The organism is Saprospiraceae bacterium (genome assembly GCA_016715965.1).
Lineage (GTDB): Bacteria > Bacteroidota > Bacteroidia > Chitinophagales > Saprospiraceae > Vicinibacter.
Genome location: JADJXG010000001.1, coordinates 2,797,996 through 2,823,351, shown reverse-complemented (window position 1 = coordinate 2,823,351; position 25,356 = coordinate 2,797,996). Strand labels below are relative to the sequence as shown.

Here is a 25,356-nt window from a genome sequence, read left to right as displayed (position 1 = left end):
CGTCAATTATTTTACTAACTTTTTCTTATTTAGTCCAGCTCGTTCAGCTTTAATTTTTTCCATGAGAACAGATGCAGGCTCATCACTGGGGTCTTGCGGGACCAACTTACCCTCAAATGCTTTTTTCAAGATGCTTTGCCTAAGGGCTTCTGCCTGTTGCAGGCTTTGCGCTATGTTTTCCTCTATCTTGTCGCAGACGGAGAGGCGGGATTCAATTTCTTGGACAATTTTATTTTGCTCTTCCAGAGAAGTAAAAACAATTGGAGTTTGTCTGATTGTGCCCATTGATAATGATGGTTGGGCAACTGCTTTAATTGTTGCTGTGAGCATTCTTTTACCAAGTGCTGACTGCAGCTGATATTCTAAATACTTAGAGTTGATTTCTAGATATGGTCTTGCCATCCCAATATTTGGTCCCAAAAAATATTTTTGATCATTTGGAACAGCTGCAACATTTCCCGTTCCTGCACCAACAAATACCACTAATAATTCACCGCCAAACAAAAATGATCTTCTAAGCATTTGCACTGAACTTGAGTAGACTTTTGAATACTCAGTTCTTTTGAATCCATTTGGTCCTGCATTTTCTGCTTTTAAAACAGATAAATCACCATTGTCATTATACTTAACGTAGTCTGAATATTCAAAACCAGCAAGCTTGGTAACAAAACAGATAGATCCTATTTGTGTCCACAACCATTCATGAGGTATTGCCCATTTTTTGTTTTCATGGTCAACACTTGGAGGTTCAGGCTCAATTAACTTAGAAGGCTTAGAAGGCTTCTTAGATTTATCTGCAATCTTTTCCCACATACTAACTGCTCTCTCCCATTCAGCAAGTTGCTCTTTATAATATTTATTTCTTGCTTCCTCAATTTGGCTTATAAGCATTTTATTACGCACAGGGTGGCTATTATTCCTTCTCCATTCCTCTGTAAGCCGACCCTCAAATGCATATTTCAACACTGCCTGCCTGTACACCTTGAGCTGCTGCTGCGCAGTTTTAAGAGCCTCGATGCCTTTGTCCAGACTGCTGAACAGCTCCTCTATTTTAGCCACTATGCGGTGCTGTTCAGCGAGGGGGGGGAGGGGGAAGTTTAAATTGGTTATATGTTCTCTTTTTAGATTATTGATATTAACACCCTTGGAAATATTGCTGATATAAGTCTTATACGATGGGGCTTGAAAAAAATAAGCCACAAGATTGTTGTCGACAAAATTATGAGTTCTGAAAACAGCACAAAATGCGCCCCATCCACCTTTAAAATCTTCTTTTACTTGAGCTGATTTTCCAACAAGATTTTTGCTTCCGCTGCTCATGGCAAATAAAATGTCGCCTTTCATTAAAAAGTGAAAATCTGAAAAATATAATTTATCAACGTAGACTAGGTCTTCATGATTGATCACACCATTAATATTATTTGCTCTTAGAACTGGCAAATAGTTTTTTATTGGAGCTATTGAAGAGTGTTCCTTTTTATACGTAATTCCTCTTAAAAGTTCTCCTATTAGGTCAATTTTTATAATTTCCCACTGATTAGGCTTGTCAATAACTCCTTCTATCATGCCGCCAGTACCTCGTTTAATTCATTAATGATTGTCTCCATCTCTGCGCCAAAGAGCTGCCACATTTTGCCCTTGCCACCCTTGGAGTCAAAGGGAGTGTAATCCAGGTCATCAGCCTCTATATGGATGGAGGTAGCGATCTGCTCCTTGAGCATGTGCAGCCATTCCATTTGCTCCTTGGTAAATTTCAGGGTGCCTGCCTGTTTTTTAAACAGCCATTGCTGGAAGTTGCGGTCCACTGTTTTGTCATAGCTGGTCAGGGCTTCATCGATGCCTGCCACCCTGCGTATGAGGGCTACCAGGGCTACCAGTTCATTTTTGGGAGAGCCCACTGCTTTCTCCAGTTCTGCATAGGCATTCCAGACCTTCATGGGAGCGAGCGTAGGACGCTCCAGGAGTATTTTCTCACTCAGGTCCCTGATCATCTGATAGCTGAGCTCTCTGCGCCTATAAGGCTGGTCGTAGAATATCTGCAGGGCTGTGATTTCATTTTTATGTTCGTCTATCCAGCTTCTGAAGTGTGTGACCAGCTCCTCTGCATGGGCTTTCTGGTCTTTCACCCAGCCACTCTTCGTCAGGCTGTCCATGTTCACTATATCGATAATCTGGTCATACTTTTTTCTGACATCTACGAGGTAATCCCTCAATTCTGGATTGTGGAAGCACTGGATGGCTTCCTCCAGTACCTTATGTGTCCTTTTTTCAACCTCCTTTTCTATTTCTGCGGGAGCCTGTCCATGCATTTCCCTGTGCACCTCCTGTTTGATGTTTTCTTTGGTATCAGGGTCATGGGCATTCAGTAGCATCCTGACTACCTGAGGGATGTTGCGACCTTGGGCTTTTTGCTCAAACTCCTGTTTTTCATGCTCGTTGATTTGTTTATCCAGACGCAGGAGACGATTGGCCAGGGTGCTCATCATTTCCTCAGAGCGGTCTCCCACTGCTATGCGGTGCAGCACTTCCTTGAGGGATACACCTGGGGCTTTTTCCAGAGGGCGACTGTCTGTCTTTTGGGATTGTTCCACCCCTATGGCATCAATGATCACAAAGTGGTCCTTTGAAAATTTGGCACTGGGCGTACCCTTGTTTTTCAATTCTTCCAAGGAGCAGGTGCGGGTACCACGACCTTTCATTTGCTCGTAGTAACTGCGGCTTTTCACATCCCTCATAAAAAGAAGCACCTCCAGGGGGCGTATGTCCGTACCTGTGGCTATCATATCCACGGTGACTGTGATGCGTGGATAATAATCATTTCTAAACTGGGAGAGGATGGTTTTGGGATCTTCCTTGCTCTGATAGGTGATCTTTTTGCAGAAATCATTGCCTTCGTCAAACTCCTCCCTGACGATCTCTATGATGTCCTCTGCATGGCTGTCCGTCTTAGCAAAAATGAGCATCTTGGGCACTTCAAACTCCCCTTTGCTGTCAAAACGGTCTGGGAACATCAGAGGTAATTTGTCTTTTACCTCCCGTATGATGGTCCTAATGGTGCTTGGATTTACAATGTCTTTGTCCAGTTGTTTGCCACTATACTCCACGTCCTCATCCACTGTCTCCCAGAACCTCTTGCGGGTAAGACGCTCGCGCTTATCCACCATCTCACCCAACTTGATGCTGGCTCCTTTTTGCGTGATTTGGGTTTCTATGGTGTACACATTGTAAGGGACCAGCACTCCATCGATGACCGCTTTCTCATAGCCATAGTCTGATACAATGTTTTGATTAAAGTATCCAAAGGTTCTGTTGTCTGGAGTGGCGGTGAGTCCCACCTGCATGGCATCAAAATAGTCCAATACCTGTTTCCAAAGGTTGTAAATGCTGCGGTGGCATTCATCGATGAATATAAAATCAAAAAACTCAATGGGCAATTTTTCGTTGTACACCACTGCCATGGGTTCTCTGGCCTGAGAGGAGAATTCACCTGGATTTTCTTCTTCGGCTGATTCATCCAGTTCAGTGCCTTTTAAGATGCTGTACAAGCGCTGGATGGTGCTGATGTACACCTGGCTATCCTGTGGGATGTAAGAGCTGTTCAGGCGGGTGACACCATACAATTCAGGAAACAGGCGGTTGTCATCCTGCGGCTGGTATTTTCTAAACTCCCCTTCAGCCTGTTGACCCAGGTTTTTGGTGTCCACCAGAAATAAGACCTTTTCTGCTTTTGCATGTTTGAGCAGACGATAGACTGTGGTAATAGCCGTAAAGGTCTTCCCAGAGCCTGTGGCCATCTGCACCAAAGCTTTGGGTCTCGCAGATGCAAAAGATTTTTCCAGGTTGGTAATGGCCTCTATTTGACAATCCCTTAGGCCTTCTGTGATGAGGGTTGGCAGATCTTCATGCAGAGCCTTACGCAGGGATTTTCCCTTGCGCAGCCACTTGGCCAATGTCTCAGGACGATGAAAGCTGAATACCTCCCTGAATCTGGGCTTGGGGTCTCTTGCATCCGCAAAGCGATTTATTTCACCTGTGCTGAGGTATATGAAAGGCAGGGGTTCGTTGTTGATGTATTTCAATTTAGCCCTGGAGTAATCCTCCACCTGTGATTCATGCATAGACATTTTGCCACCATCCTCCACGCGCTTGGCCTCCACCACACCTGCAGCCCTGCCTTCTACAAACAGGACATAATCAGCAGGACCCACATCTGTTTGGTATTCACGTATGGCAATGCCCTGGCCTGCAGCAAGATTTATCCTATTAAAATCCTGGATCAACCATCCACTGGCTGTCAGGAGGGCATCAATCTGATCTCTCGCCTTTTGTTCAGGATTTTGATTGGGCATATGGTGTTGGGTGGTTTTCAAGGGCTTAAAATAAACCAAAAGCTCTAAATTTTAAAACATTAAATTAATTATAATATATATTATATTTATATACAATAATATGATTAAATTATATTGATTTTAAGCCTTGGGCTGATCCTAAAATTTTCCATAAACCATTGGTTAAGATCAGGATTAATATGCAGGGTATCTGCCAATTCCCCATTTATCCCATTCAATTTCTACATTACCAGCAATCCCTACTTCCTCTTCAAGAATTCTCTCCATAATAGACTTAACAATGTACTGATTTCCAATAGAAGTTGCAATTCCATCATGGATAGTTATTAAAGGAATATTAGGATAAGATTTTTCCAGCTCTTTGCAAATAACATCCAGGACAGTTTCACTTTCCATAATTTGAAGAATTCTTGATAATCTATTACCTCTATAATTCTTTAAATTGGAAGTTTGAGCTTTAGTTTTTCTGAATCCGTAATTTATAAGGGTAAAAAACCTTAAAACTTCAGGAAAATGCTTTTTCATAATTTTTCTACCAAGGATATTTTTATACCTAGGTGGGCTAAATAATACCTTAAACAATTCCAATTTTGCTGCTTCTCTGGACCATTTTTTATTAGTTAAAACTGATAATTCTTTAGCCATAAACTCATATAATTCACCACTTGCAACAAAATCGATATAATTCCTAGTTGAATCAAGAAATATTCTAGTTTCAAATTTTACTAACATATTGGTGACTGCTTCATATACCCAATCTAGATTTGTTCCTTTATAATGGTGTATTGAATCTAATATTATATTTTCAAATTTTTTAGGATTTAGAAATAAGCCAGTGCTGAAATATGGTTGGGAATTCTTTATATCACAGGCTACTAATCTTTGACCATTTATCATTAGGTGCTTTCTAAGCTCTTTTTTAATGGATACTGCACTGGTATGTAATCTAGATGAAGTCTTGTCCTGATTGAAGTAAAATTGCTTCTCATTGATTTTACAAAGTGCATTTTGCCAGCTGCTAATTTTATCAATAGCACGCTTGTGAATTGCATTTTTCAACTGTTTTTTATTCATTCCAATGTACACACTCTTTTTAACCTTTATTTTAATTTCTTCATTTATTTCTGATTCAGAGATTTTGTAAGCCAATTGTTTATATTTTCCAATATTTGTCTCCTCAATTACACCTTTATAGTTTTCTATTGTTAAGCTCTTAAGATCATGTAACAGCTTTGGGTATTTTTGTTTTGAATGAGCATCAATATTTCCCTTTCCTAATTTATTAACTAATACAGGGTAAGTAATCACATGATTCTGAATACCCTTTTGTTGGTACTTTAATCCTAGTTTATAGCCTCTAGAATGCCCACCTAGAATATAAATTGGGTCCCAATCCAATATCCCATTTTTCACCATCCAGTTTAGATAAATATCATAATCTCTTATGGTTTCCTGCATAATTTTTGAATTCATTCTAACATATTCAACACCTAATTGACTTTGTTTCTTAAGTGCTTGCCTATCTATTATCTGTGAAATTAAATATGCTACTTTGTCCGCCTGTTGATTAAGATTTTCAGAACAATGCTTAACTGGAATAGGGGACTCTCTAATGAGCCCCCTTATTTCCAAGTTACTAGGAATATTTACTATTGCTGTAACATCCTTTATGCTAACTTTCTTGTTAGGAGTATTTTTTGCTCCTATTTGTTTTGTAAGGAATAATACTTTCATGGAAATTGTCTTATTTGATAATTTGGATCCCATTCATTAATATTTCCACCTTGTTTGTCTTTAAGTTTGTGTACCCTAGCAAGATGATTCCCTACTTGTTTTAAGAAAAATGGCATATTGTGTAGCTTACAATCTCCAATTATTTTATCAATCCATTTTAAGTCACAAGGTCTGTAACAGAATGGTACATTTGGAGTCCCTACTGGTGCATCACCAGACTCACCACCTGCTATAATCCAATCTATTTTCACAAATGCAGCTTCAAGTGTTGGATTTTGAATAAAATCTATTTGACCAATTAATGGTTCTGCACTTATAAATAGCTTGAAACTACTTACAGGCGTTTTAAGATTTGACAAAACCACCATTCTGTTTATTACTGCTTGGTCTTCTATAGAAGTGCCTAGTATTACATTTGGATATCCATTCCCCCAATCAGAAGGTAAATGATTCTTAATTCTTCCTACTCTTTTTGTGAGAATTAAATATGTATGATGAGGTGTATTTTTAATAATTTTCCAAGCATCATCTCTCCATGGATCTGCTGCATCAATAAAAAAGTCAGACATACTACATGTGAAAATTAAGGACCCTCTAAGTATTTGAATTGGACTATTGAATGTTTTAGGATTAGTTCGCCTCACTATAGAACCATTACTTCCATTTTTTGCCAAAATTCTATGCATGTAACAATAATCACAACCAGCTGACATTTTTACACATCCCATCCATGGATTCCATGTATGTTCAGCCCATGGAATTTTTGTATTAATCATTATTACCTCCTTTTTTTAATTGATTAAAATCTATTTCAAGCATATGTCTAAATTTTTTCATTTTGCATCATTTTTGGTTTTAAAATTAAATTCATTTGAATTACGATCTAGTAATTCATCAATACTTTGGTTATTGTAAAACACTTTCCTACCCACTTTGCTCCACTCTATTAAATTGCGTAATCGCATTAAATAAAGAGTGGTCCTTTTAAGGCCTGTTTTGGCCATAGCATACTCCTGACTAATCCATTTTTGTTCAGGTGACAACATTTTCAAAAACATAATATTTATTTAAAAAATTAAAAAATCAAACATCAGCCTTACTATATGGTATTAATAAATAGCCAGATTCTTCTATCATTTAATACCATAGGGTTAACCGCTAATAAAAATTAACCACAAAATAAATTCTTCTATTATTTGGAAACTGTCACCTTCAGGAGTCCTCAGAAAAAGGTATCCGTAACTACCTCCACTTAAGGAACAACTTACTGGTCTTTCATTAATCTTGGTAGACCATATTATTATTATTCCAAGATTAAGATTTCATATTTGCACTTTTAAATATTTGGCAAGAGAAATCAGTTTCACTTTGATAACAATTGCACCAAAGTTCTTCAAAGGTAAAGGGAAGTATACTACAAAGTATATATATTTATTTTCATAATACATAATGTATTAATAAATAACAATCTAAAATTAAAAAATGAGATGAAATCAATAATTTATTCAATTCTAATATTTGAATTTTCCTGCTAAGCGATCAATATTAAATTGAATCAAATTTTGACATTGCTTCATTTTTACGAGTGTCTGTTACCTTAAGATATTCCTGGGTTACCTTTAAATCACTATGGCCACCAAGCTCCTTTAAGCTCATTAAGTCAACCCCTAGTTCAAGGGCTATACAAAAGAAAGTGTGCCTTGCGCAGTGAAAAGACAAATGATCCTTTATCCCAGCATCTTGGTAAATAATCTTTAATCTCTTATTGGCAAGAGCATTGGCTGATTCAATTTTCATTGCCATTTTATCTGAGCTTTTGGCCAAATCATTGGGTGATAAAAAATCAAATACCATTAGTTCACTACCAACATTATTGATGTTTATCATTTTCAAGGCTCTTTGACACAGCATCACATTCATTTGCTTTCCAGTTTTACTCATTTGATATTGGAGCCTGTATTCTGGAACGGTGGATTTTTGTAAAATCAATATGTTCTTATAGGTGAGGGTAGCTAAGTCAGAAAATCTCAATCCTGTATAGCAGCTAAAAAGAAAAGCTTTGTAAGTATTAATTAGAGTTCCATCAGGTGCGATGGACTCTAATATTCTAAGTTGCTCCATGGACAAATGCTCCCTATTAGAAGTTGCTTTAGATAATTTAAACCCTTCAAGTGGGTATTTTAAAATAACCTTGTTATCATACGCATGTTTGCATATACTCTTAACATGCTTTAGTCTTGTATTTATAGTGTATAAGCCTAATTTCTTTTCTTTTAAAAGAAACTCTTTAAATCTAGAAGCCCAATTTACATCCATTTTATCCAGTGTAATTTTGGGATCAAATTCCTTAAGTACCTTTATAAAACTATTGTAAGTTTTCCTTGTGCTATATGCTAAAGATAAATTTTTCATAAAATGGGATTGACAGTACTCAACAGCATTTAATACCGGAGCTGTAGCCTTAATAGTACCACTTTGGACTTTTTGGAGGATGTCTACAGGTAAGACTGGAATATCTTGGGCAAGACATTTGTTTATTTCCTGATTAAGCTTCATAATGGTATTCTGAATTCTAACATTTAGCATTGGATCATTGATCAGTCTTTGTTTGGTAGAATCCCAATTGCTTGGCTTTACCTTTATATCTGGCAAATAGATCTCTTTTCTAACTCCTCCTTGGGTCACTCTTACTTTTAAAGGACACAAGCCCATTTGATCCTTCTTTGACTTATTAATAACTACTCTCACTTTACCCATAAAAAACATTGATGATTTAAAATTTGCCACCCTATTTGCCTCCTTTTTTGCAACAGAATAACGTCTTTTAATAACCACGAATAAACAATTAAAGTTCTGTATTTTTTATATTTATTTGATAATGTGTTTGTTATTGTTCATTAGTGTTTAATAATATATTGAGGTTCGAGCCCAGGTGGGACCACTTTTACTGAAAATTTAATTTTGCCTGGGCGAGAAGTTTATCACGCCAGAGGCGTGAAGCCCAGGTGGGACCACTTTTACTGAAAATTTAATTTTGCCTGGGCGAGAAGTTTATCACGCCAGAGGCGTGAAGCCCAGGTGGGACCACTTTTACTGAAAATTTAATTTTGCCTGGGCGAGAAGTTTATCACGCCAGAGGCGTGAAGCCCAGGTGGGACCACTTTTACTGAAAATTTAATTTTGCCTGGGCGAGAAGTTTATCACGCCAGAGGCGTGAAGCCCAGGTGGGACCACTTTTACTGAAAATTTAATTTTGCCTGGACGAGAAGTTTATCACGCCAGAGGCGTGAAGCCCAGGTGGGACCACTTTTACTGAAAATTTAATTTTGCCTGGGCGAGAAGTTTATCACGCCAGAGGCGTGAAGCCCAGGTGGGACCACTTTATTGAAAATTTAATTTTGCCTGGGCGAGAAGTTTATCACGCCAGAGGCGTGAAGCCCAGGTGGGACCACTTTCTAAAGTCTGCTAAAACGTATCCCATGCCGCTCCAAAGGTATCGGTGTTTTTAGAGAATAGCTTCATATCTAAGGCATCAAATACAATGCGGAGCTTGCGAATGGTTGCGAAATGGGTGTTGATTACTTTCAGGAATTTGGGTACTTGCTCCTGACTCCGTGCATATATTTGGTCAAACGAACCACCCGGAAGGCCAAGAAGCCAGAGCCAATGTCTGTTTCAAATTCGAATTTACTTTAAATTCAAATTTTAAATTTACAAAATAGACCATACTCAAAGACAACAATAAATACCCGGCAGGTAGAAATTTCTTCTAAGTAAGTTCAATTGCTTATAAAGATTACTTGCAAAACCTGGCTTAAATTGCTCAAATTACTAAAGGAATTTATAATTTCCCCATCCCTCCTGATCGCTCCTGGGCAAATAAAGAATCTATGAAACTCAGTGCTTTAAACGGATATCTTTTCTTCAAGCCTTATACCTTACCCTAACAGGATAATTGCTAAATCCAATATCATCTACTCAATCCAAATGACCTCTATGAAATGGGAGAGAGATCAATAAAATTAGTACAAGCCATCCCGAAACACTGCTCAGTGAAATAGATCTGCCGACTATCTTTATGGTTTTCATGTATTACAATATATTTCTTTTTGCTCTTGACAGGAAAAGGATAATTATTTACAATGATAAGATTTAAAGAAAATAAACGATAGTTCTGAATTTTGTGATTAGGGAAGTATAAAAGAATTCTAATTTTATTGGTTTTACCCATTTATTTTTGAATGATCTTCCAGCATTTGATCAAAATGCAATTGAAAAGAAATTTTGATGCAAGATCCTAATATCAATTTCGCTATAAAAATCTGAAAGAAAACAAAAGATGAAAAAAATTGGCATACGCTTCTGCATCAAGCAATCCCTGATCATTTTTAGTATTCTTTGCAGTAATCACTCTTCTGATGCAATATAAAATTGGACTCATGTGAATTTACTCCTATTTAAGTGAACATAAATATTCTTTAATATTACTATCAAATCCATTTTAACTTTCCTCGCAAACATTGCTTTGGGTAAAAGAAATTCATGTCACCGCCTTTGCTGTTCTCTACCCATGGGTGACACAACAAATGCAGTCACTTCAGCTCCCTTTTGATAATATATTGCATCACACCTGTCCAAAATAAGTTTAAATTTGATATGTGACCAGTGATTTACAAGTGAATACTAATTTTAAACCGTTATTATCAAATTGAACCCCCATAACAGTTATTGCAATTTAAAAAATTTCCTTTGTTTATCAAACTTCATGAATGTTACTTTCTTTTGGCCTGCTAACAAATTGGACACAAGGCGCAAGGGATAAAACAAAGATAGTTCTCTGCTTTAATTATCCGCTTTCGCGGCTCCTTCACTTAGAGCGCTGTCGCACTCTACCAAGCTTTTAGCTTGGATCGTTCAGTCGTGCGCGACAAAAAGTGGGAATGTTGATTTGTAAAAATTATTTTGGACAGCTGTAATATTGCATGGAAGTTTATAAAATATTTACGAACTCAATATTGGACAGCATCCCAAAACCCAAATTAAATCGAAAACACCGATACTCAATCCTTTAAGTCAAAAATCTCAAAATGTTGTATTGAATAGTAGCTTTCAAAAAATCGAAATCTCAATTTGTCAATTGATCTATATTCTTTTGGTGTATTTTTGTCCATTGCAAATGCTTGTATTGAAATTGTACAAGGCCAAAGCAGAAATGTTTGCAAGCCATATCATTCAAAATTGAATCATTTATCAAATCTGTTAAAATGATACATGAGAAATAGTAAATGTATATTATTCACTGAATATTACGTTTATATAAACAAATTTCCACAGCATGAATCCTATCAAAGTTGGTGTAAAAGTTGCAATTTTTTAAGTTTGAAAGTCAAATGAATAAAATAAAAGCCAAAACAACCAGTTCATAATAAAATTAAATCAAATTCAAATCCACTAAAACCCAAGACCTCACGATGGAAACTTCACTGATCATAATTATTATTGGGCTCTTCATTTTCTGGGGTCACTATCTGAATGGAGTTTTTGAGCGCAAAAGCATTCCGGATGTATTGGGTCTAATTCTCATAGGGATTTTAATTGGTCCTGTTTTTCATTTGGTGGATCCTTTGTCCTTTGGCAAATTTGGTTCTCTGTTTAGCAATTTGGTATTGATATTTATACTTTTTGAAAGTGGCACTGATTTAAAATTTTCTGAAGTCCGATCATCCTTTAAAGAATCCGCCGGAATAACGACCGTTGGATTTTTTACGACATGGCTCAGCATTTTCGTCTTATGTAAAATTATTTTTGACCTGCCTGTATTAACTTGTCTCTTTATCGGTTCGACCCTGGGTGGAACTTCCTCTGCTGTGGTGGTGGGATTGGTTCGCAAAATTGCCGTTCGGCCAAAAACTTCGACCACCCTGATCATTGAATCCGCTGAAACCGATGTTTATACGCTGGCCGTTCCACTGAGCATTCTGGGTTTAATGATCACCGGGCAGGTGGATCCCAATCTGGTGGCTTCTCAGTTTATTGCTTCCCTGATTATTGCACTGTTTATTGGTATCGGCGGAGCGTTTGCCTGGTCATTTATCATCAATCAATTTCCCACCCTGAAAACAACCAAATTTTCAACCCCTGCCTTTCTGTTTATTCTTTACGGCCTTGCAGAATATCTGCATTTTAGTGGCCCACTGACGGCACTCTCGTTTGGAATTGCCATTGGCAACCTGCAATACTTCGAACCCAAACTATTGGAAAAAATCATTCCCAATCAAAGTATTGTATTGCCTCAGGTAGAAAAAGAGTTTTTTAGTGAAATGGTCTTTCTGTTGCGTACTTTCTTTTTTGTATTTATCGGCGTCAGCATTCAAATCAATCGACTCGACTGGCTTTTATGGGGGGCAGTTATCACCCTGGCCCTTTTCGTAGTACGAATATTTGCCGTCAAGCTTGTCATCTCTAAATCCACCCCGCTATTGGACAAAGCAACCCTGTCCATCATGATTCCAAAGGGACTTGGAGCAGCTGTCATTGCCACCCTTCCGCTCCAGGAAGGACATGAGGATGGTATTGTCATTCAAAGCATTTGTTTCGCAATCATCCTTTTCAGCACTTTGTTTTGTGTCGCATTGTTTTTTCTACTTAAAAAGGGATATACCATTCCATTTTATGATTTTATATTTGGCAAAGAATTGGATCAAAATATTGCATCAAAAAATGAAGCATCCTAATCCTAGGTCTTTTTCAATTTTTCCACGATTCTAAGCAGGAATATAACATTCTCAAGAATCTCACAAAACAATTGAACCGACTTTATCAAAGGGATGGTTAAAAAGTAAACGATGGTCGATAACCACACTTGTTGATCAGAAATGCGGATCAGTGGCCTTGATTTTTAGAGTACTTAATATTTCTTTTCTAAGGCCAGCATCTAAAAAGATATTCTGGAATTTAGAATCAAGAACTGAGTCAAAAGATAAAATCTTAAAGGCTTGGATTTTCAAACAGATTTGCTTGCTTGTTGCGATTGTCCAGGGATGGATCCTTTTGACAATTTAAGATTATAAACATTGAATATGCATACCTGAAAATACAGACATCCAAACATTTATTCCAATATCAAGAAGCAATTTCCCAATTGGATACATTATTGCTCCGCATGAAGATTGGGACATAAAATGCTCACTTCATGCAAAAACAAAGAATCCATTTTTTTCCGCTCAGTAATATCAAGATCCTTATAGATCTTATCTTGGACATAAAGAATAGAATCCGCAATCACTTTAGTCTCTTGTACCAAGTCATTCATTATTTCCATCAAAGAGTCTTTTCTCTCTCCGCTGAAATAATTATCTTGAAGAGAGTTTTGAGAATCTCCGAATGTATTGAATTCTGCCGCAAGCTTGAATCTTTTTTCTTTCAGGTTTTCAGCTTTACAAAAAAGGGAGGCAAGCTTTTGAAGCTCGGCTTTATTCTTTGCAGTATTATCTTTTAAAAAGCAATTTAACCAAAAGAAAGGAAATGAACAAAATACCAGAAAATAGATGAACCTCATTCTATTGTTTCCATTCACTCTTGCCCAATTAATTATTGGGCCAACGGATTTTTTTATTGACATTATCCCCAACACAACGTCCCATTTTCAATCCATTGAGGTTGTCCATGTTGTAATGGATACCTGCAAATAATCTTGAATCCGCACATTCTGCAGCCATTTGAAAGAAATTGTTGTAATTTCGAATCGAAAAACCAAACTGGATTTGGGTGCGATCGGTAAAAGCATAGTTTCCATCCCCATTCGTAAATAAGTCTGCAAAAATGGCGGCACCTGCAGCTGCCTCTGTAGCATGTCCGGAAGTGAAGGCAGGAAAAGGAGGTGTGCCAATGATCGTCTGAAAATTGGGATCAATATTCTGTCTTATATAACTGAAAGGGCGAATCAGAAAATAATCATATTTCGTTTTCCAACATGCAATAAACGCATCATTCTCTGCAATACCCAATCGTCCATACGCAATCGCAGCCATTCCAAGATCGGATCTGTTTTCCTCCAACAACTGGGTAAGAATATTAAAAGTATGCCCCGCAGGGGTACAGGTATTGAACGGATCATCTGCCCAAAAACGCGCTATTTCTTTTTGCTCCGAATTGGCTTTGGTAACAACATTGTAAACTTCCTGTGCTTCTTTAAAAAATTCAGAACCAGAATCGGTTGAATAAGCGACATGCGGCAAAGGTTGCGCCTCGCGAATATTGTCCGTGAGAAAAGGTCTGTTTGAGGGCCATTTTGGGGCCAACGGATTCATCGCCGGACCTGTTGGAATCCAAGCCCCTTGTACAACCGGCCATGTATAAGGAAGTTGGAAAGGGTCTATATATTGTTCGTGGCCGCCATCTGTTTTAGAATACTCAAATATGGCCAAAGCCATCGACCTCCCAAAACTTACGGACCGATTGATCACCGCAGCATTTTGGCCTTCAGAATAGTGATCCTCCCATTTGTCCTCCAATTCATTTATCCTGGTCTTATTTTCCTCCGTGATTCTCTTTTCAAACATCAATTGGTTTATTTGAGACAAGCAGGCATTTGCAACTAGCCCCCAATGGTATTTTAAACCAGACTCCAATTTTGGCAACATATCCGTGTCCAGACCATTGATTTGCCCGGCCAAACTTATGGGCTTCTCATAACCAGGTGCCAGACTTTCATAAAGTGCAACTCCGGTATATCCCAAAGCCCTGGCTGCCTGCGGCGGGAAAAACCCCGGTGTCTCTTTGATAATTCTGCATTCCAGGCGATACCATTCAAAAACTGCCTCTGCTCCATAAGTAGCAACAGAATCGTCCACTTGAATGGAATCTCCGGTTTCTTGATCACAAGAAAACATCGAAACAAAAAGAACTATAAGCCAAAATTGATTCCAATTGGTTTTCATAGAATGAATTTTTGAATTTTACAATAAGCTTACAAATATAATATATTTCTACAATTCACAAAATAGACTCTTTTGAAAAGGTACAAGGCCTTCGATCCAACTGGACCCAGGAATAAATAAATACTACAGTACAACAGGTTTGTGGTGGATCGGCACATTTAGACTGTTGGCGATAAAACACCTTTTGTTGGCTTCCTTGTGCAACTCTATGGCGCGACTGGCATTGCTGTCCGGTGAAATAGACACCTCCGGTTTTAAGACAAATCCCTCCATTCTTCCGACACCATTCTGATCAAAAGTCAAGGTGGCCTCCGGTCTGTCGATGTAATTCATCACAATGACTCCTGCATCGGCACATAGATGCAAATACCACAGCATGTGGCAGGATGATACTGCCATCAGCAACATCTCTTCCGGATTGTATTTGTTTGGTTCTCCTCTGAAGTGCACATCCGCAGAGAGATCTAAATCGGGTTTGCCATCCATACTCACCCGGTAGGACCTGTCGTATTGAGTGTAGCCGAATGTTCCTTTCCCAAGGTTGCCGGTCCATTCCAATTTCAAGCGATACTCTATGGCCTTCATTTGGTCAAAGTTTTAAAAATTTAAACCAGCTGGCTCTTCCGGAAGAGTCCGTTGTTTTGATCAAAAATATCCCCGAATCAAAGTCCTGTAATGGAATGGTTCTCTGATCTGTTTTATTCACCAATGTCTTGCCGGCTAAATCAATGATCTCAGTCTGCAGAAAAGGATCTTCGCTTTCTATGGATAAAAAAGAAGTGGCTGGATTGGGAAAAATCTTGACGGAGAGGATATCCTGAAGATTTTCATTATCTGTCGCACAAGCATTCTTTTCTCTTGGAGTGGCTCTGTCCAAGATAAAAAATCGGCCTGTCCCATCTGGACATCGACCCAAAGACTTGTTCGAAGGAATAGATCCGTAGGTATTGGCGTAAATAATTTTACCGGAATGACTCATAGAAAGAAATGCATCATTGTTTCCAAGCTTAAAGTTGGTATGGGGATCCAGATAATTCGCATTTTCATCGTCTGCCCAGACCAGCTTGTATTCATTGGGAAGAATATATTGTCCTGCCCCAAAGTTCCACTTCTTATTTTTAGAAGGATCGTCTGACAAAGAAATTTCCTCCAGGGATAGAATATCACTTGACTTATTGTAAATTTCGATCCAATCCGCAAAATTTGCTTTTTCATTGTAAATGATGTCATTGTTAGAACTTTGGTATTCATTGATGGCCAAATCTTCAGCAGTTGCACTGCGTGTTATGGCATCAATCGAATAAAATTCGTGGGCAGCTCTTTCCGGCATGAATTGGCCGGTATTGGTATTTTCTGCATATACATAATATTGTGCCGTCGCGGAATTTAAAAGAAAACTTTCTGCATAAATCTGGTCATTTGCCATTCCATCACCGTGCATTCCATCATCTTTCATTTCAAGTTTGATAAATGAATCAGATAATTTGTTTCTGTAAAAAAGAAATACTTTGGTTGCATTGGTGACACGAGCAGAAATTGTAACAGTGCTCATAAAACTGCGCGCAGAATTTACAAGGGGCGTCTCAATTGCCGGAGGGGTTGACGACAAAACATTGCGCAAATAATTGGCTCTGCCATCCATTAAAGGAAATAAGCCGGGTGAGGCAGGAGCACCATTGTAGCCCGGAGTATTTTCGGTCAGTGCACGTGAGAACTGATCGTGAGCGACCAAAGAATTTGGATCATTTTTAACTTCCTGATCAATCATTTGGTGCAGTTGATTGGCCAGATCTTTGAACTGTCCCTGTACAAAATTCTCATTCAAAATGGTTCTCATATGAGCAAGGTACATTTTGTAATAATATGGCTCATTGAGCAATTTAAAAATTAATGGCCAGCCGGATTCATTGCGGTGTAAATTAAACGGCATGGTTTGCATGGTAGCAGGGGTTAAAACCGAGGTGATTCCACCCGGTGTGGCAAATCCTCCAAAGCACATGTTGAGATCCCATATCGTAGGTATCCAGATGCCATGATGATTTTGGTAAAGAAAATAATTTTGTCTGAAAGAACCGGAGTAACTGTCCAGATTGACCAGAACATTGTTGAATGCCAACATCCAAATCACCTTATCGATATCCACAATCTGCTCAAAACGCTCAAAATCCTGATTGATCGAATGCAATAAATCCATGAATGCTGACCAACCTGTATCAGACTCCACATCATACTTACTGGTATAGCTTGCTTTATTGAATCCCAAAAACTCCAGGTTTGAACCATTGCCAATACTTCCACCGATTGATTCAGGATTGCATTTTACAAAAGTATTATAGGAGCTCAGGTAATTTTTAATGACAAACCTTTTATCGATGTCTTCAGTGTTCTGCATCAGGCCATAGTAGGCATTGTTGATATATACTTTCGCAAAATTGCTTTTTGGAGCATTCATATATTGTCTTAGAATGAAATAGGCAAGGGGCTCCCTGATCATCGAATTATCACTCCATCCATTGCTCAGCTTAATGTCATCGTAGCCCTGATAATCCGCAGAATTTACAAAATCCAATTTAATGTGCAAAGGATTCTTATTCCTGTTCACGGAGTAAGTGCTGTTCCCCTTAAATTTTACACCACAATTTAAAAACCTCTTCTGATTAAGTATAACTGAATCTGCCAAAGTATAGCCTTCCTCTCCCGCTTTGGCCGTATCCATTTGCTGTTTCCAATTGCTTGATGAAAAATAGATGCGGATGGTCTGAATTTCATCCAGATCATAAAATTCCTGAGCCTTTGCGGTCGGCAAAAAAACCAATAGAATGAAACCAAAAAAAAGGCTTGCATAATTCATATTACAACTTTCAAAACATTAATGGTTGATGATGATTCTCCTGTATTCCACCGCTTTTTGAGCAGACACAAGTCCTACGAGATAAGTGCCGGACGGCCAATCTAAGGTATGCACAATGCCAGATGCATTGCCTTTGAAATAGACTCTTCCCGTTAAATCGATGATGTTTATTTGTTTATCCAAGAGCAATTGAGAGGAAACGATCCTGAAACTTTCCATTACCGGATTGGGTACAATGGACCAATCGAATCCTGCTGTAATATTTCTGTTCCCATTGGGAAAATATTCATAAGGTTCGGATAAGAAAGATGCACAACCATTGCTGTCCACTACCTGCACCTGATATGATCCATGTTCCGTTGGGTGATAGCTGGAATCCATGGCACCTTCTATAATATTGCCATAAAAAAACCAGCGGTTGCCCATCGAGGCTGAAGAAATCAACAAACTGTCTTCCTTGCGAATGCTCGGTTGATCGGGCAAGGGCAATACTTCAATCCATATGCTGTCGGTCGCTGTTTCGGTTCCGTCATTTACTGAAACATAAAACCAGGTATTTTCTTCAGGATTTATATACGGATCCGCTTGATTGGAGTTAAATCCTGCGGGATTTGATGACCATTCGTAGGTGTAATTACCCGAGCCTCCGTTTGCCTCTGCAAACAATTGGGTAATTTGACCCAGACAAATCTGATCATCTTCTGCACTGAGTTCCAAATCGATCGCTCCCATGACATTCACCCGAATGGTCACTTCACTACTTGCGGTGCAACCTTCTGCTGAGCTGATGGTCAATTGATATTTGGTGGTCTTTTGCGGAGTAGCGATAGGGTTGGCTATATTCGGATCGCTTAAACCTTCCGCAGGACTCCAGGAATAAATGATGCCAGTACTGCCTGTAGAACCAACCGTACTGCTTAATTGAACAGATTCTCCGGGCTCTATGAGTTGAGAAGATGCTGTAATTTGCACTGTCGGGTTCTCAATAAAGCATTTTGAATACCGGAAAGCCTGTGGAATGGGCATCATCCCCTGGTAATTCCAGAGTTGTTTGCCGGTAGAATCAACTTCATAGACCCGTGCGGCAATGGCGAGGCAAACCAAAATATTACCATTTGGAAGCTCCTGGGCACTGCCCATGTTGCTGGTATAACCCAAAGCAGCATGTCTGAAAGAATATGTAGATGGAGGATAAGCGTTGTTACCGTTTTTAGTATACTTCTCACCATCCCAGCTGGGTTGAAAATAATCTATGGCTGTCTGGTTGTTGCTCACTCCCTGATTATTGACACCGGCCAGCATACCTGCCCTGGGTCTGCCCTTAGGGACCCAATGGGCATCGTGCATCACTTTAAAAATTGTATTTCCAGATGCACCATAGGCCGCCGGATTTCCCCAGCGGTAGATAAATCCTCCTCCTACACCATACTTGCCTCCTGAATTATTGCGCGTTTCTTCTTTGCTCAGAGAATGATCAATCACCCACATTTCATTTAAAAAATGAGAGGACAAAACAATCTGATCCAGCTCCTCATTGTAATCTACTCCATTCATGTGGACCCAATCCGTCCTTGTGTTTAAATAATTAATATTGAGGAGATGAGGGTTACTGAGCGCTGAACTCACATAATTGCTCAGGGAAGGGTTGGTGGTCTGACATAAATGATCCCAAAGATTCCATTCCCAAACAATTTCTGCAGTATTCAGACCCGTTGGTTTCAGTTCAAGCAACTTTTCGTTGTATCGGATTGAATTTGGCCCTCCTTTGGCCATGGTTTCTGTCGCGGTTTTTAATTCATAGACAATGACAAGTACATTGCCATTGGGCATAGGGCAAATATCGTGATGAGCACACTGTTGGCCATTGGATATGGTGTAATCAAACAATAACTTGCCATTGTAATCTATTTTCTGGATTCGTCCGTGAATTCCACCTCCCCGAAAAGTGGAGTTATTTGTTCCCACAGTACGCCAGATAGAGCCGCCCGGAACCATGTGTGAAGAATATCCGGTGACTCCACTAAGGCCGGTGATTGTCTTTACCACCCTGCTGTTCGTATCCAGTAAGGTGATTGCCGTAGATCCGGAAGGCGCAATCATGGTCACATAACCCCATTTCTGTGCATGGGTAATTTTAAATAACAGCAAGATGCAAATCAGAGAGACATAGAATTTTTGTAGAAGCATAAATTGTAAGTATGAAGGGTAAAATTAATACTTAATTAATAATGAGGTAAAGTATGGCCGTACAGGTATGTACTGTATGCATTTAAAAAATTGAAATGTTGGATACTTTGCCTATTTAAATATTCGAATTTACTTTATCTATGTGATTGATTATAAAACCATAAGCTGATAATAAAAGGTGTCGAGTCTGGAAATCAGGATTTTTGTGTCTTTTTCGAAGATGATGCCTTTAATTCCCCGTTTTAAGCATTGACAAGCTCAATTTATAAGAATTTGCCAAATGCTTGAAGCATCCTTAAATTGATACAAGTGCATGGGGCGGCTCGTGAATTTATTTTGGATCATAAATGAGTCTTTGGTTTTGGTCCGATTTTTGTACTTTTGTAGCCGAAATTCAGCAGACCTAAAAATGATTTTATTACTCTCAGAAAATAAAAAAGATGATCCGTTACTTTGGCATCAAAGAAGGTCAGTTCTTCCAACAGGAGTTTCTGAGAGAGGCTCACTGGATCCACATCAGCCCTCCCTGGCAAGAAAATGAAATATCGCAATTGGCTGGAAGCCTGGACATCGCGTCTGACTATCTGACCGACCCACTTGATATTGAAGAGCGTGTCAGATACGAAAAATACGAAGAAGCCCGATCTATCATCCTTCATACCCCTGTTTACAATGAGACGGAAAAAGAGAACGACCCCATTTATATTACAATTCCGCTTGGCATCATATTTACGCAAGGTAAAATGATAACGGTCTGTTCGCAGGAGAGCCCTATTCTTGAAAAGTTTGTGGACATGAAGGTAAGGGGCTTTGATCCGCGAAATGAAAGACTATTCGCCCTCCAAATTTTTGAACAAAATGTGTTGATGTTTCTGGAATGTCTGAAAAAATTAAACCTCAGACGCAGTCTGATCGAAGAGGAACTCTATAATTCCAGCCGTAGCGAAGAATTGAAAAATCTTCTGCGCATCGAAAAAAGTTTGGTCTATTTTGTCAATTCCCTCAACGCCAATGAACTACTTAAAATAAAGGTAAGGCGAACCGACTTGCTGGGAATTAAGGACAATGAAGATCTGAGTCTGTTTTTTGAGGACATCATTGTTGACAATAACCAGGCCCGTGAGGTGGCACAATTGTACACCAATATTCTCAACGGCACCATGGAGGCATACACTTCGATCATATCCAACAACCTGAATAAATTTGTAAATCGATTGACGGTCATCACCATTACATTATTGTTTCCTGCATTGATCGCTGGTTTTTTCGGTATGAATGTTCCAATTCCATTCGGGTTGGGTCATAACAAATATGCCTTTTTTCTGATCGTATTCGTTTCAATCTTGTTCAGCCTTGGCATCACTTGGTTCTTTCGGAAAAAGGACATGATCTGAGCAAGCGGACCGCACTCACATTTGTAAAAATACATATATCTAAGTGATTATTTGATATATTTTTAAGTATTATAAACAGCTTTTATTTGTATTCCACCCGATTGCCCCATGTTAATGCTCTAAAGATCTTCCACTTATTAAAGTTTTCCACAATATGTGGAAAAGTATTGCTTGCAAAATTTGCATTCGCGTCTATCTTTGTTGAATAAATATGACATTTTAATTTAATATGTTATATTTGAAAAACGGAGCCATAATTTTCATTTAACTTTATCAAACAGAATATTTTACAAATTCATAAAAAAAATATATATATATTATTATCATATATCTCAAAGTTCCTGATACCTTTGAGCCCCCTAGAAAAAAACAATGCTAAACCAACCATCAAACTCTGTAAAAATGAATCAAAAACCAGAACCAATCCTTCAGGAAAATCCACATCGATTTGTCCTTTTTCCAATACAACACGACGATATTTGGAAATTTTACAAAAATTCGGAGGCAAGTTTCTGGACTGCAGAGGAAATTGATCTACAAGCAGATCTGGTAGATTGGCAAAACAAACTCACCAAAGACGAGCAGCATTTTATAAAACATGTTCTGGCATTTTTTGCTGCCAGCGATGGAATTGTCAACGAAAACCTGGCTGAAAACATGGTTCGTTCGGTGCAATACACCGAGGCCAAATTTTTCTATGGTTTTCAAATCATGATGGAGAATATTCACTCTGAGACCTACTCCTTGTTGATCGATACTTACATAAAGGATGCAGAAGAAAAAAATTTTCTATTCAACGCCATCGACAACCTCCCTTGCGTGCGCAAGAAGGCGGACTGGGCACTTCGCTGGATTAGCCAGGGAAGTTTTGTAGAACAATTGATCGCATTTGCAGCAGTGGAAGGGATATTCTTCAGCGGATCATTTTGTTCCATCTTCTGGTTGAAAAAAAGAGGACTTATGCCCGGATTGAGTTTTTCCAATGAGCTCATCAGCCGCGATGAAGGAATGCATTGTGATTTTGCCTGCTTGTTGTACAACCAGCATATTGTAAACAAACTTCCCAAAGAAACCATTCAGGATATCATTGTTCAGGCCGTAGAAATCGAAAAAGAATTCGTCACCGATGCCATACCAGTGGCACTTATTGGAATGAATGCGGATATGATGTGCCAGTACATTGAATTCGTAGCAGACCGCTTGCTGGTGTCTCTCGGCAATGAGAAATATTATCAAACGGAGAATCCATTTCCCTGGATGGATTTGATTTCGATACAGGGCAAAACCAATTTCTTTGAAAAACGCGTAGCAGAGTACCAAAAAGCCGGGGTGACCGCCGGGCATGAAAAAAAGGTATTCACCATTGACGAAGAATTCTAATCAAATTCGAATCACTAAACCGTTTTTTCTAACATTTAACTTTAATTATCATGCAAGTTATCAAGCGTAACAGCAAACGTGAAAACGTCAGTTTTGACAAAATCACCGCAAGAATTAAAAAATTGTGTTACGGTCTGGATCCAATGTTTGTGGACTCCATTGAGATCTCAAAAAAAGTCATCCAAGGCCTGTACGATGGTGTCAAGACAACAGACCTTGACAACCTCGCGGCAGAGACTGCTGCATCTCTTGCTGCCGTCCACCCTGATTATGCCATTTTAGCAGCCCGGATTGCCGTATCCAATTTGCACAAGAATACCAACAAGTCCTTCAGTGAAACCATGGAGGCGCTTTACAACTATATCGATCCAAATACAGATCAAAAAGCAGGACTCATCAGCGACGAAACCATAGAGGTCATCCGTCAAAATACCGATAAGCTGGATTCTGCCATTATCTATGATCGCGATTATAGTTTTGACTATTTTGGTTTCAAGACCCTGGAAAAATCCTACCTGCTTCGCATGGACAAAAAAGTGGTCGAACGTCCTCAACATTTGCTCATGCGTGCAGCAGTTGGTATCCACGGTTGCGACATTGAAGCCGCCATTGAGACCTATCATCTCATGTCCGAAAAATGGTTTGTCCACGCTACCCCTACCCTTTTTAATGCGGGCACCCCTAAACCGCAATTGTCCTCCTGCTTTCTGTTGAGCATGACCGATGATTCGATTTCAGGCATCTTTGAAACTTTGAGCCGTTGTGCCAAAATCTCTCAATCCGCCGGTGGTATTGGATTGAGCCTGCACAACATTCGCGCCAAAGGATCTTACATCAAGGGTACTGGAGGCACTTCCAACGGCATCATCCCAATGCTCAAGGTTTTCAATGACACGGCCAGGTATGTGGACCAGGGTGGCGGAAAAAGAAAAGGAGCATTTGCCGTGTATCTCGAACCCTGGCATTCGGACATTGAAGATTTCCTTGAACTGAAGAAAAATCACGGAAAGGAAGAAATGAGGGCAAGAGATTTATTTTATGCGCTTTGGATTCCCGATTTGTTCATGCAAAGGGTGAAAGATGACGCCTCATGGTCTTTATTTTGTCCAAACGAAGCTCCGGGACTTTACGATAGCTACGGTGGAGAATTTGAAGCCCTTTACCATCGCTATGAAGCCGAAGGCAAAGCGCGTAAAACTGTCAGAGCGCAAGAACTTTGGTTTAATATCCTGGAAAGCCAGATAGAAACAGGTACCCCTTACATTCTCTACAAGGATGCAGCCAACAAAAAATCCAATCAAAAAAATCTGGGCACGATAAGGTCCTCTAATCTTTGTACTGAAATCATCGAGTACACCGCTCCGGATGAAGTGGCTGTTTGTAACTTGGCCAGTATTTCTCTACCAAAATTCGTTGAAAACAGAAGTTTCAACTTCAAAACCCTGGAAGATGTCACCCGAGTCATCACCAGAAACCTCAATAAAATTATAGACATCAACTATTACCCGATCCCTGAAGCCAGAAATTCAAACTTCAGACACCGCCCCATCGGCATCGGTGTCCAGGGTCTTGCTGATGCGTTTATCCTGATGAGATTTCCTTTCGATTCTGCAGGTGCCAAAAAGCTCAACAAAGAAATTTTTGAGACCATCTATTATGCGGCGGTCAGCGAATCATGCGAACAGGCAAAAAAATACGGTCCATACGAATCTTTTGAAGGAAGTCCGATCAGCAAAGGTGAATTCCAGTTTGATTTGTGGGGCGTAGAACCCACACCAGACCGCTACGATTGGGAAGGTCTTCGAAAAGATGTCATGAAATACGGTGTGCGCAATAGTTTGCTGTTGGCACCCATGCCAACTGCTTCAACCTCTCAGATACTGGGCAACAACGAGTGTTTTGAACCCTACACCTCCAATTTTTATTCGCGCAGAACCTTGTCGGGAGATCACATGGTGGTCAATAAACACCTATTGGAAGATTTGATCCGTCTCGGTTTGTGGAACAGAGAAATGAAAGAGACTTTGATGGCCCACAATGGCTCTGTGCAACGCATTCCTTCCATCCCTCAGGAGTTAAAGGAACTTTACAAGACTGCCTGGGAAATTAGCCAACGTGCGATCATCGACATGAGTGCTGACCGGGGAGCATTTATTTGTCAAAGCCAGAGCCTCAACCTGTTTTTAGAAAATGCCACTTTTGGCAAACTATCTTCCATGCATTTTCATGCCTGGCAGGAAGGTCTTAAGACCGGCATGTATTATTTGCGCACCAAATCCGCCGTAGATCCCATTAAGTTTACCCTTGGTGAAAAACACCACAAAAGATTTGTCACCGAAGAAAACAGCGAGGTGGACATCATCCAGACCACGCATGGCGCTGAGATGAGCAATAAATACAGCAGCGAGACCGTAGGTGCTCTTCTGGATTCCATATCAGTCAGTGCGGTGGTCACTGACAGTATGAAAGAAGGAGAGGTCTGTGAAATGAAAGACGGCTGCCTCCATTGCGGAAGTTAATTA

The 25,356-nt window shown here is 39.4% G+C and carries 15 protein-coding genes; 4 read left to right on the top strand and 11 right to left on the bottom strand.

Annotation, left to right across the window (positions count from 1 at the left end; translation table 11 throughout):
* Nucleotides 1–6: 6 nt before the first annotated feature.
* The 6 genes from IPM48_10710 to IPM48_10685 form a co-directional block, all read right to left on the bottom strand.
* Nucleotides 7–1,566, bottom strand: a complete 1,560-nt coding sequence (locus IPM48_10710) for a restriction endonuclease subunit S (GenBank protein MBK9272057.1) — start codon at nt 1,564–1,566, stop codon at nt 7–9.
* Nucleotides 1,563–4,349 carry a DEAD/DEAH box helicase family protein gene (locus IPM48_10705; protein ID MBK9272056.1) on the bottom strand — a complete coding sequence of 929 codons (2,787 nt, stop codon included), beginning with the start codon at nt 4,347–4,349 and terminating at the stop codon, nt 1,563–1,565. The genes IPM48_10710 and IPM48_10705 overlap by 4 nt, the downstream gene beginning before the upstream one ends.
* Before the next feature lie 174 nt (nt 4,350–4,523).
* Nucleotides 4,524–6,083, bottom strand: coding sequence for a hypothetical protein (locus IPM48_10700; protein MBK9272055.1), 1,560 nt, complete (start codon nt 6,081–6,083; stop codon nt 4,524–4,526).
* A complete protein-coding gene (locus tag IPM48_10695) occupies nt 6,080–6,859 on the bottom strand; it encodes a DUF5131 family protein (GenBank protein ID MBK9272054.1) in 780 nt (259 codons plus the stop codon). The genes IPM48_10700 and IPM48_10695 overlap by 4 nt, the downstream gene beginning before the upstream one ends.
* A gap of 57 nt (nt 6,860–6,916) precedes the next feature.
* Nucleotides 6,917–7,141 (bottom strand): excisionase family protein, encoded by a 225-nt coding sequence (gene xisR, locus IPM48_10690; protein ID MBK9272053.1) that lies wholly within the window; start codon nt 7,139–7,141, stop codon nt 6,917–6,919.
* 487 nt (nt 7,142–7,628) lie between these two features.
* On the bottom strand, nt 7,629–8,918 hold the full coding sequence (locus IPM48_10685) for a site-specific integrase (GenBank protein ID MBK9272052.1): 1,290 nt from the start codon (nt 8,916–8,918) through the stop codon (nt 7,629–7,631).
* A gap of 2,636 nt (nt 8,919–11,554) precedes the next feature.
* On the opposite strand from IPM48_10685, the gene IPM48_10680 reads away from it, so the two are divergent.
* Nucleotides 11,555–12,817: a cation:proton antiporter gene (locus IPM48_10680; GenBank protein ID MBK9272051.1), complete on the top strand. Its 1,263-nt coding sequence runs from the start codon at nt 11,555–11,557 to the stop codon at nt 12,815–12,817.
* Nucleotides 12,818–13,233: 416 nt separating this feature from the next.
* Here the strand turns inward: IPM48_10680 and IPM48_10675 are convergent, their stop codons facing one another.
* The 5 genes from IPM48_10675 to IPM48_10655 form a co-directional block, all read right to left on the bottom strand.
* Entirely contained in the window at nt 13,234–13,704 is a 471-nt protein-coding gene (locus IPM48_10675; GenBank protein ID MBK9272050.1) for a hypothetical protein, read from the bottom strand.
* Entirely contained in the window at nt 13,670–15,022 is a 1,353-nt protein-coding gene (locus IPM48_10670; protein MBK9272049.1) for a vanadium-dependent haloperoxidase, read from the bottom strand. The genes IPM48_10675 and IPM48_10670 overlap by 35 nt, the downstream gene beginning before the upstream one ends.
* Nucleotides 15,023–15,145: 123 nt before the next feature.
* On the bottom strand, nt 15,146–15,607 hold the full coding sequence (locus IPM48_10665) for an OsmC family protein (GenBank protein MBK9272048.1): 462 nt from the start codon (nt 15,605–15,607) through the stop codon (nt 15,146–15,148).
* Nucleotides 15,608–15,611: 4 nt separating this feature from the next.
* Nucleotides 15,612–17,873: a CotH kinase family protein gene (locus IPM48_10660; GenBank protein ID MBK9272047.1), complete on the bottom strand. Its 2,262-nt coding sequence runs from the start codon at nt 17,871–17,873 to the stop codon at nt 15,612–15,614.
* Between the two features lie 18 nt (nt 17,874–17,891).
* Nucleotides 17,892–20,060, bottom strand: a complete 2,169-nt coding sequence (locus tag IPM48_10655; protein MBK9272046.1) for an aryl-sulfate sulfotransferase — start codon at nt 20,058–20,060, stop codon at nt 17,892–17,894.
* A gap of 440 nt (nt 20,061–20,500) precedes the next feature.
* Here IPM48_10655 and IPM48_10650 point away from each other — a divergent pair, with 440 nt between their 5' ends.
* The 3 genes from IPM48_10650 (at nt 20,501) to IPM48_10640 (ending at nt 25,353) form a co-directional block, all read left to right on the top strand.
* Nucleotides 20,501–21,454, top strand: a complete 954-nt coding sequence (locus tag IPM48_10650; GenBank protein ID MBK9272045.1) for a magnesium transporter CorA family protein — start codon at nt 20,501–20,503, stop codon at nt 21,452–21,454.
* Between the two features lie 402 nt (nt 21,455–21,856).
* The gene (locus IPM48_10645) at nt 21,857–22,834 is read left to right on the top strand and encodes a ribonucleotide-diphosphate reductase subunit beta (protein ID MBK9272044.1); all 978 of its coding nucleotides are present in this window, start codon (nt 21,857–21,859) and stop codon (nt 22,832–22,834) included.
* A gap of 50 nt (nt 22,835–22,884) precedes the next feature.
* Nucleotides 22,885–25,353, top strand: coding sequence for a ribonucleoside-diphosphate reductase subunit alpha (locus tag IPM48_10640; protein ID MBK9272043.1), 2,469 nt, complete (start codon nt 22,885–22,887; stop codon nt 25,351–25,353).
* The last annotated feature ends 3 nt before the right edge of the window (nt 25,354–25,356 follow it).